Origin of the sequence: Rhodococcus sp. KBW08, assembly GCF_003852455.1 — a bacterium.
Taxonomy (GTDB): domain Bacteria; phylum Actinomycetota; class Actinomycetes; order Mycobacteriales; family Mycobacteriaceae; genus Rhodococcus_F; species Rhodococcus_F baikonurensis.
In genome coordinates, this window is the sequence record NZ_QAJJ01000041.1 from 20,173 (window position 1) to 29,119 (window position 8,947).

The following is an 8,947-nucleotide window of genomic DNA, read 5'->3' on the forward strand; positions in this document are numbered from 1 at the left end:
ATTGGGGCACATCACACTACGCAACGCCATGCGCGACCCATCAGCACTGAGGTTCCTAACTCCCGCTCAGCATGAACGTGAGGCGCCGCTCCCGATACGCGACGACTGCCATCAACCCGACAATCGCAGCAGTCTTCGCCCACAGGAGCCGCCACAGCCGTCTTACGATCACACCTCGCGGCGGCCAGTACCAACGGTACGATCGAAGATCGTTGCGGCGCATGAGGAATAATGCAGAAATGTCGCCCTATCCAGTGCCCGCCGAAACTGTGAAAGCGACGCGGGCCCGGTATCTGATCGCCCTTACCGCAGCAACATTCGTCCTCACAAGTTGTGGCACCACACCCGTCGATGAAAACAGCCTGCCCACAGCCACATCGAGTGCGCCGCTGACGGGCGGAACACACACCACGCTCGATGCCGTCACAGCAACGCTCCCACCAGTATTGGCCCAGAGCAGCATCTGCTCACAGGGCTCCAACACCGAAGCCGGCGATCTCTACCTCCTCTGCAGCGTCTCCCCCGCATCACCACTCAACCAAGGGTTCTCGGACAACAACATCGTCTACCTCGTCTGGGTGAACAAGGCCGAAGCCGAACGAACACTCCAGCACTGGCGCGAAGAGAACCGACCCGAACTCGTCACCGAAAACACCACACACACCGCAGCAGCGCGCCTCGAATACCGCGACGCCGTCAACTCCGTGCACTACGTCGACACCATCACCGGCCTCAACATCGACATCAGTGCAGGTGGCCTGGAAACCGCAGAAGCAGCAACGACCTTCCTCCACCGCGCCGACCTCATGAACTGAAGACATCCACCGTCCCCCAGCTGATGCTGTCGAGGGTAAAGTCTCTCGAGTGCCGCGCCGCAGCGCTGGGAGCCTCGAAGATCGCACGTAGGGCGGCGATGTCGCTGCCCATTCCTGTCGGCAGCCATTGCGGCAAAATGTTGCGCCCCGAGCCCGTTGGACAGCATCAAGCCGGCCACGCCTGAACTGCCTTCCGCCCGGCGAAAACCGCCAACGCTCCCGTCGCCAGCGACAACACACCGCTCAAGGAGCCGATCCGCACTGGACTCGACGTGATCAGATGACCACTCGAACTCCGCCACAACCTCACCGTCTGGCCCACAGCGTACTCATCCGCGCTGGAGCACTCGACGAACGATTCGATGTGGTCGACGTCGTCCTGCGCCCATCCCACCGTATAGGTGCGCGGACGCACACAACGGCCCAGCGTGGCACCGTCCTCCACGTCCAGCACCCTCGCTTCGACAGCAGGACCCAGACCACCGGAGATCGACTGCACAGCAATGCTGAACGTCACCACCGCGCAGATGAGTGCTGCCAGAGCAAGTACCGACAATGCGGCGACTATCCACATCCCCCTCCGCTCGCCCACCGTTTCCACCCTCGACCTCATAGATCCTTGATATGACATCTACAGCCCCAATACAAAACCGGCCCACCACCCAGCTCGCACTCTTCTCCACGGGGAACGTGAGGCAATCTCTCAGTCTCGGCAGGAATGGCGGTCTGCTTCAGATGTGCGCGGCGGGACGACGCACCGCGGCGTATCCACCTGACCGGCCGAATTGCCGCGACAAGCAAAGAGAACATCGTGCGCTACGCCACGTACGGGTCCCGCACAACTCACTACGCCTGGATGTCGGGGGCAATCACCCAATCCACAGCCGCCCGGCCTTTTTGCGCGGAGCTCCAAACAGCCTCGAGCAGCAGCGTGCGACACGGCTCTCGCCCGAAGGATTTCGCAAAGCGCAGTCTGCCGATAACCCTATTCTGCGGGCGTCAGGTCTTCGTCGTTCGCAAAAATCAGGCGCCCGTCATCGAGTGCGATCGCCCACCGCTGCACCGGAGCCCAGTCCCGCCCCACCGAACCGCGGTCGATCACCATGTCCTCGTAGTCCTCGATCACCACACCCGTGCATGCCACGCTGTCACCGGCATCGGAGTCTGACACCGTGATTCGCACACGGGAACCTACTGCAGTCACATCTTTGCTTTTGCCGTTTTTGTCGGTCATCTTCCTAATTCTGGCAGAGCAACTTCGCGGCAACCGCGTTCGGGGCACAGCGACGCACGCTCTGACAGAGCAGGGGGGGCTGAGTGTGCTGGATGCCGCCATCACTCATGTCGCTGCGGGTCCGATTTCTCGGTGTTGCTCGTACCGGTCTTCGTCAGCGAGTTTTCCTCATTCACACCCGGCAATCTTCGGGCGGTCTCCACCCAGCACCTGGCTTCCCCCGTTGACACCCGTCGGTACCGACACTCGTCCGGTATGCGCGGATTCGTCATTGCCCTGGCCGCCGTTGTCGCCGCAGTCGTGATCGGGGGATGCTCGCCGACCGAGACGACGAACCCAGCGGAGGACGCGAGTACCGCCGCGTCGTTCCCCGTCACGACCGAATGCTCTGTTCTGCTGAATCAGCAAAATTTGAGAACGGGCCAGCACCGGAGCAGGGCGACATGAGCAAAATCCTCGACGAGATACGCCGCCGCACAGTAGGAGACGCCGGAGGACCCCCTATTCCCGTGCGAGTGAACGGAATACTGCACACCCCGGACGGATGGACCAGCACACCTTAGGTGTTCGACCCGTCGGTTCGTTTCGCTGTATCGAGACAAATTACTAGCGAGCCGCGTCGTCCTGCCGCTCGTCAGATGCACTCTCACTGCCACGCTGGCACGGGAAGCAAGCAGCGAGTGGGGCAGACTACGTAGGTTCTTCGGCAACCGCAGCCCGACGATCGAGGCGATCACCCGGTCCCAACAGCGCCAAGTTACTGCAGATCGAGGTGCAACCGCAGCGCATCCTCGAGCGCAGCGAAAGTCTCCATCCCGACCTTGCCGACAGGTTCAGGATCCAGACGCCGAACCGATACCGACCGCACCTGCTCCGCTTGCGCTTTCGACGCTCGCGCCAAACCTGACTCCTCGGACTCGACAATCACCTGAAACGGAAACACGTGCGCAGTATTGGTAGTCAACGGCACCACGGTGATCACGCCCCTGCCGAGATTTTCCGCAGTAGCGTTGGCCCGGTCGTTGCTCACCACCACCGCCGGTCGTCGTTTCGCCGCTTCACTGCCCTGCGCAGGATCGAGATCCACCCAGTGAATGTACGCGCGGCGAATCATTCGGTGTCTGCCGTGACAGCGTCCCACACTTCATCTACGTCACCTTCAGCAAAGGCTGCAGCGTAGTCACGTTCGAGTCCGGACGTCGAGAGAAGGCGGAGTGCGGCTCGAATTCCTGCCGACCGGCCACGAAGTCCGTGATCACGCACATACTCGTCGAGTAGGTGTACATCCTCGTCAGGGAGACTTATGGTGAATTTCGTGGTCATACTTTAAGCATACCAAAGTATGACCTGGCGGTAACCCGTGAAAACCGCTTTACCGCCTCGCAACTAAGAAAGAGTCCGTTCTGAAGAGGCAGCGAAGCTTCTCCGAACCGCATAGTTGCCAGGTCGCTGGCGTTTTCGGTGACAGCGATCCACGACTGCGCTAGCGAGGTGGCAGAAGTTGATCCAGAAGCACCTTGGCACCGGTAAGCGACAACGCCCGATTAGCCCGACGTAACTCACGTAACGCAGCCAAATTTTGTTCGAAGCAGAAATTCCCTCTGGCGCCAATATACCTACAGCCCAACGTGTTCCGACTTGGACCGCTTTCATACTCGGCCCCGCCGAACACGTCGACCAGATTCTTCCTGACGCCCACAGGACGGCGCGCCGCGACAGCGACACCCACCACTAAAGATGGCGTGGCCGGTTCGGTGCCGTCGGAACGGGCGGGTATCGACGCCGTTTTGCGTCGGAGTTGTTCGAGTTTTCTCCGCCTTATTGAGCGCGTACGCCGGTGGTGGGGCCTGGTCGGCCAGTTCAGTCATGCCGCACCTCTTCCCTCACGCCACTCTCGTGCATCACCCTAATCGAACACATGTTCTATTACATTGGCTGCTCCCGTACTCGGTACGTGAGGGACGTCAACATGAATCGCTCGTCAAACCCCACCGAAAGTAGGAATTTTTTCGAACCGTTCGGTTTTCCCAGATCAACTACCTGCACTTTGGTGAAATGTCCGAATCGGGATCGGTTGCAAAGCAAAAGTAAAGATGTTTGACTCGGCCCGGGTCGACCCACAACCAATCGATGCATCACCAGCACAATGCAAAATGACTGCGGATCATATTGGCGCACAGTCCATTTACTGGATCTGCCTGCCTGCCGGAATGCGCATGGCATGGTGATTCCTTTATAGAAGGACGAGTCATGAAACTGAAAGCTGCCATTGTGGGAGCGGCGATGGCGCTCTCGCTGATCGGAATGTCCGGGGCCACGGCGATGGCAGAACCATCCGCGCCGGTGGAGCCGGATCCGGTGGACGTCCTTCCCGATCCCACCCCCGAATCGGTAGCGGCGCTGCAACAGTCACTCGAAGGCCAGGGTTATGTTCCGACCGTGAGCACCGATGGCGGCGTCCTGACCAAGGAGTACGACGTCACGCAGGCAGGGTCACCTCGTGTGGTCATCGAGACCACCGAGCCCGCACCGCTCGATCCCGGTCAGATCGCCCCGCGTCTACATGTCGGTGTGGGCAACGGTGTGTACATCTACCTCAACCGCGCAGATCAAACTGCTCTCGCGGCCGGCAGTGCCACGTCAATGGGAATCATCATCTGCGGCTTGCCCGGCATCAATGTCGTGGCTTGCGGAGGTGTCGCGGGTGCACTCGTTGCGACGGCGTCGTACGTTGCTTCATACGGGATCTGCCCGAACGAGATGGAGGTTCACTTCGGAGGATTCCTGAACCCCGGCCCGAACATCAAGTGCCTCTAAAGGATTACACATGCGAATGAGCCAGAACGAAACCCGTGGCTTAACTGCCGGCCTCATAATTCTGGTGGTGTGCTCTGTCACCGCCGGTCTTCAATCGTCCTCATGGTCACTGTTCGCCGAGGTCTTGAGCGTAGGTGCAGTGGCTTTCGTGGTGGTCGGCGGAGGCATACACCTCCTGAACAGGTCCCAGGATGGGCATTCGCACAAGTAGTTCACCCCCGATCGTGCGATCGGTTGAGAAGAAGGCTCCCCGCCGAATCCGGTTGGGAGCCTTCTTCTTCAAAAGTTCAACGCGTACACCTCCCACTCTTGCGGCGTGAGACTATCTCTGCGGGTAGGTATTCGAAGGGAGTTCTGCGATCAACGGTCCTCGTCCGGCATCTGCTGATGTCGCGTTGGCGGTCACGGCCGCCACAGTCCTCGGTGTCGCTGTCCGGGTTCTTCTGGGGGAGGTGGTGGCCGGTGTCGCGGTCGCTGCCGGTACCGCCCTCGTGTTCCACTTCGTGTTGCGCTCGATCATCACCCGAAAATGAGCTCTGCGTTGTTCGGCAGCGTGGAATAACTCTGCTCAGGGGTTCGTTGTAGAGGCTGTCGGTGTTCGGTTCTTTGCCCCGGGTACCACCCCAGAAATGCCGCTTCGAGCGGCCACTTGCCGAGAGGCGCAAGACGGGCACCGACCCTGTGAAGTCGCTGGACACCTTTCGGTGCCGGCGGCTTCGTCATGTCCGGCGGTCAGGGAGGCGGGTTGCATCAGATGCACGATTGATGCATCTGATGTGGTGCCGGTTGCCTGTCGTTTCCGGTGGTCAGTGGCGCCCGGGGAGGTTGACGTCATCGGCGGTCTTGTCGATGCGCATACCTTTGAATGCTGGGTGTCTGAGTCCGCCGCCTGTGTACTCCCGGTACTCGACGTCGCACACTAAAAGTGGTTCTGGCCAGCGGGCTTCGCGGGTGATGCTCGGGGTGGCGTGATCGCGAACGGGCTGGTGGGTCGCTCGATCTCGATGAGTTGTTCGCGTAGTTCGCGGCGTTGTCTCGCAGAAAAGCCGGTGCCGACGTTTCCGATGTAGATGAGCGATCCGGAGTCGTCGTGGGCGCCGAGGATCAGTGATCCGATTCCGCCGGCGGCGTTGCCGGATCCGGGGATGAATCCGCAGATGATTGCTTCGGTGTTGGCGCGGAGTGGTGTTTTCAGCCAGCTCGGGGACCGTTTTCCGGGTTGGTAGGTCGAGGTGATGGATTTGGCGACGATGCCTTCGAGGTGGTGTGTGCGGGCGACCTCGAGCATGGTCGGTCCGTTGACGTTGAGCCAGTGGGGTGGGACTTTGATGCGCGGGTGCTCGAGGCTGAGGTTGGCGAGCGCTTCGCGGCGTTCGAGGTAGGGCAGGTCGGTGGTTGATGTTCCGTCGACGTCGAGGACGTCGAAGACGTAGTAGGTGGTCAGGGCGTCGTTGCGGAGCTGCGCGGTGGGTTTGAGGACGTGCATCCGGCGCTGCAATCGGGACAAGGACGGGACACCGTCGGGTCCGAGTGCGACGATCTCACCGTCGAGGACGGTTTCGCGGTGATCTAGCACGGCGCAGAGTGCGTCGACGATCTCGGGAAACGAGGCGCTGAAGTTGTTGCCGTTGCGCGACCACAATGCCGGCGGTTTGGTTCCGGTAGTGGCGATGGCTCTGACTCCATCCCATTTCGACTCGAATGCCCAGCGCTCCCCCGTTGGTCGATGCCCGAGTGTGGCGAGCATCGGCGGAACTGGTTTTCCGATGGCGGCGCTCATGCCTTCCACTGTGCGCGGGTTTGTACTGATTTCGGCCGGTTTTCCGAGGTTGAGACAATAGCGAGATGAGCGAGACTGCAGAAACCCGATGAGGTCCAAGGGTGGAGTCCAGCCCCGGACGAGGGCCAGGCCGGCACGGCGCTGACGAAGGATGGTCAGTGGGCCTACCGGTACAAGGATGGCGCGGAACTGATCATGATAAAGATGCCGGAGCGTCCTGCGCCAGCGTAGGAGTACAGCAGTGAGGCCCGCACCGAATCCGTTGCGGGCCTTGCCTGTTGGTTAGCCCACCTGTATTCATCTTGTTCGCAAGCCATTCCGCGTCCGACTGGACCATCGGTCCCCGCAGGCAGTAGCGGCCGCTGTTGTCTTGGACGTAATGGGTGAAGCACTCGTTCTCGTATCCGACGTGTCCTTCGGTGCGGGTTATCGCGAAAAAGCTTGTGGGAGTCGCTGTTTCGGTCATAGTGATGCCTTCCTGCGAGTCGGTAGAGTCGCTCCCCTGTCACCATGTCGAGGGTGGGCTGTCAACCCCGTAGAGCGGAGCGTGGATTGACGGGTCAGGTCCCCGGCATGGTGTTCTGGGGCGACTTGTACGACGACTTCTTGACCACTCGATCATGGATCAGACTTCCCGCCTCGATGGGGTTGCGCCAGCGCTCATCCGAAGGCTGCGCTACACGTACTCTGCTCTGTACGCCCCTTAGCTTCTTGAGCTTTCGGAGTCGTGGCCCCGACTGAGACGGCGATCCCTAATGCTAAAGCCGGGTGGAATTCGAGACGCACGGACGCCTCGAATTCCACGTCCGCGAGTAACGAAAGCCCTTCATCCCGGTCAGACCGATGCGATTGGGCCGAACGAGGGCACGCCACTGCGCGTTCCAATAAGGATCTAGCCTCCCTGTTGCCCAATGTCAGTCACAGTTACCACGTCTCCCGCGTAGACCAGGGTTGTAAATGTCAAGGACGACAGCGGATCATCGATTCGCATGCTCAAGGCAGCGGATGACGGAGCTGTGGCAGGCTGTCCCGACGCAGTCCGGCGCGTACAAAGCAAGATGCGCCACGGAGACCAATGCGCTCCGGAGATCAACTGGTTATTCCTGTGTTTCGTCGAAAGTTCACGATGGCTACGCGTTTCTGAAGCGCGTTCAAACAAGGGGTCTAGGGACTGCACGGCCCATCCGACGGTGTTTCATCCCGCCCATTCCCAGGTCAGTTCCAACGGGCAGGAAGCAGTTCATCCAGAGTGGTGACTGAGTCGAGACCTAGAAATACCTGGGCAGCCAGATTCTTGTCGTTCACCTGATACATGAACTCTCTGCATCGCCCGCACGGCGGTAGCACGCTGACTATGCCACTTTCGTCAACAATGACTGCGACAACTTGAGCTATCTGGGACTGCTTCGCAACCAACATTGCGCCTATGGCACCTGCCTCCGCGCAATATCCCATGCTGCACGGGACATCGATACATACACCACCGAACAAATCGCCACGATCCGTGACTATTGCGGCGGCGACTTGCCCTGATTTTCGGGTTCCCATCTTCTCTGGATTCAAATAGGCAGTGGCGGTTGCGATTATAGTCTCCGCATCCAGTGGTCCGGTATTAGGTGGTGGGAGGACGCTGGACGGGGCGCCAGCTGCAACTGGGGCCGCGGACGCCGTCCCTTCGTTCATTAGCGTTCCAAGGCCTGCGCCCATGGTAGCGCCTGCGGCTGCCGCAACGCCCGCCACACTGAAGGCTCTCCGTCGAGAATACAGACGCTGCTCCGTGGTGCTGAACTCTTTGACCTCTGGGGTAACTTGTTCGGGCATGACCTCTCCACCTGTTCCGTCTTGCTTTTGCAAGACTCAGGGAGAGTTTCACGGCAGAGTTGCCGACGGGTTAAGTCGAGTATCGAATATGTTTCCTTCAACGAGGGTAGGGTTCGTGATCAGCGTTACACACCACTATGGTGACCGCTGAGCGTTCAGTAATCCCGGTCCGCGGGTGGGCGTCCAGTGCGATTCTTTCGATGAATGAGGTGGCCGGCGGTCGGCATCCTGAAAGTTCCACTGCAGCAGCGAAACCGACTTCGACTACTGACTCTGGCAGGGATTACGGAGTTCGGCTGTGGAGGGTGCGTGAATCTTGGCGCGCCGAAGTTGCGCGTTCGCGGTGGTCGATGGTCACGCCATGTCGGTCGGCTTCATTCATATTCGACGCTGATTCATGTCCGAGTTTGTACAGCGTTAAGCCGCCGATCAGCTGATCGGCCCTCTCGCTGCGCCAAGGTGGCCAAAGTGCATTGCTGA

The 8,947-nt window shown here is 60.1% G+C and carries 9 protein-coding genes and 1 pseudogene; 3 read left to right on the forward strand and 7 right to left on the reverse strand.

Annotation, left to right across the window (positions count from 1 at the left end):
- Positions 1–239: 239 nt before the first annotated feature.
- Entirely contained in the window at positions 240–815 is a 576-nt protein-coding gene (locus DBV08_RS31370; RefSeq protein ID WP_124569993.1) for a hypothetical protein, read from the forward strand.
- A 166-nt stretch (positions 816–981) separates the two neighbouring features.
- Here DBV08_RS31370 and DBV08_RS31375 read toward each other — a convergent pair whose 3' ends face one another.
- The 4 genes from DBV08_RS31375 to DBV08_RS31395 form a co-directional block, all read right to left on the reverse strand.
- The gene (locus tag DBV08_RS31375; protein WP_124569995.1) at positions 982–1,428 is read right to left on the reverse strand and encodes a hypothetical protein; all 447 of its coding nucleotides are present in this window, start codon (positions 1,426–1,428) and stop codon (positions 982–984) included.
- A 372-nt stretch (positions 1,429–1,800) separates the two neighbouring features.
- Positions 1,801–2,049, reverse strand: coding sequence for a hypothetical protein (locus tag DBV08_RS31380; protein WP_124569997.1), 249 nt, complete (start codon positions 2,047–2,049; stop codon positions 1,801–1,803).
- Positions 2,050–2,806: 757 nt separating this feature from the next.
- The gene (locus tag DBV08_RS31390; RefSeq protein ID WP_124569999.1) at positions 2,807–3,163 is read right to left on the reverse strand and encodes a type II toxin-antitoxin system PemK/MazF family toxin; all 357 of its coding nucleotides are present in this window, start codon (positions 3,161–3,163) and stop codon (positions 2,807–2,809) included.
- Positions 3,160–3,372: a ribbon-helix-helix domain-containing protein gene (locus DBV08_RS31395; RefSeq protein WP_124570001.1), complete on the reverse strand. Its 213-nt coding sequence runs from the start codon at positions 3,370–3,372 to the stop codon at positions 3,160–3,162. Before DBV08_RS31395 ends, DBV08_RS31390 begins: the two co-directional genes overlap by 4 nt.
- Before the next feature lie 927 nt (positions 3,373–4,299).
- On the opposite strand from DBV08_RS31395, the gene DBV08_RS31400 reads away from it, so the two are divergent.
- Both DBV08_RS31400 and DBV08_RS32490 read left to right on the forward strand, forming a co-directional pair.
- Positions 4,300–4,866 carry a hypothetical protein gene (locus DBV08_RS31400; protein WP_124570003.1) on the forward strand — a complete coding sequence of 189 codons (567 nt, stop codon included), beginning with the start codon at positions 4,300–4,302 and terminating at the stop codon, positions 4,864–4,866.
- A 395-nt stretch (positions 4,867–5,261) separates the two neighbouring features.
- Positions 5,262–5,399: a hypothetical protein gene (locus tag DBV08_RS32490; RefSeq protein WP_185565008.1), complete on the forward strand. Its 138-nt coding sequence runs from the start codon at positions 5,262–5,264 to the stop codon at positions 5,397–5,399.
- 273 nt (positions 5,400–5,672) lie between these two features.
- On the opposite strand, the pseudogene ligD reads toward DBV08_RS32490, so the two are convergent.
- The 3 genes and pseudogenes from ligD to DBV08_RS32645 all read right to left on the reverse strand — a co-directional run.
- Positions 5,673–6,646, reverse strand: a pseudogene (ligD, locus tag DBV08_RS31415) (non-homologous end-joining DNA ligase).
- A 1,215-nt stretch (positions 6,647–7,861) separates the two neighbouring features.
- Entirely contained in the window at positions 7,862–8,467 is a 606-nt protein-coding gene (locus tag DBV08_RS31425; RefSeq protein WP_311717398.1) for a hypothetical protein, read from the reverse strand.
- 283 nt (positions 8,468–8,750) lie between these two features.
- On the reverse strand, positions 8,751–8,947 hold a 197-nt coding region (locus tag DBV08_RS32645; protein WP_221621629.1), incomplete at its 5' end, for a hypothetical protein.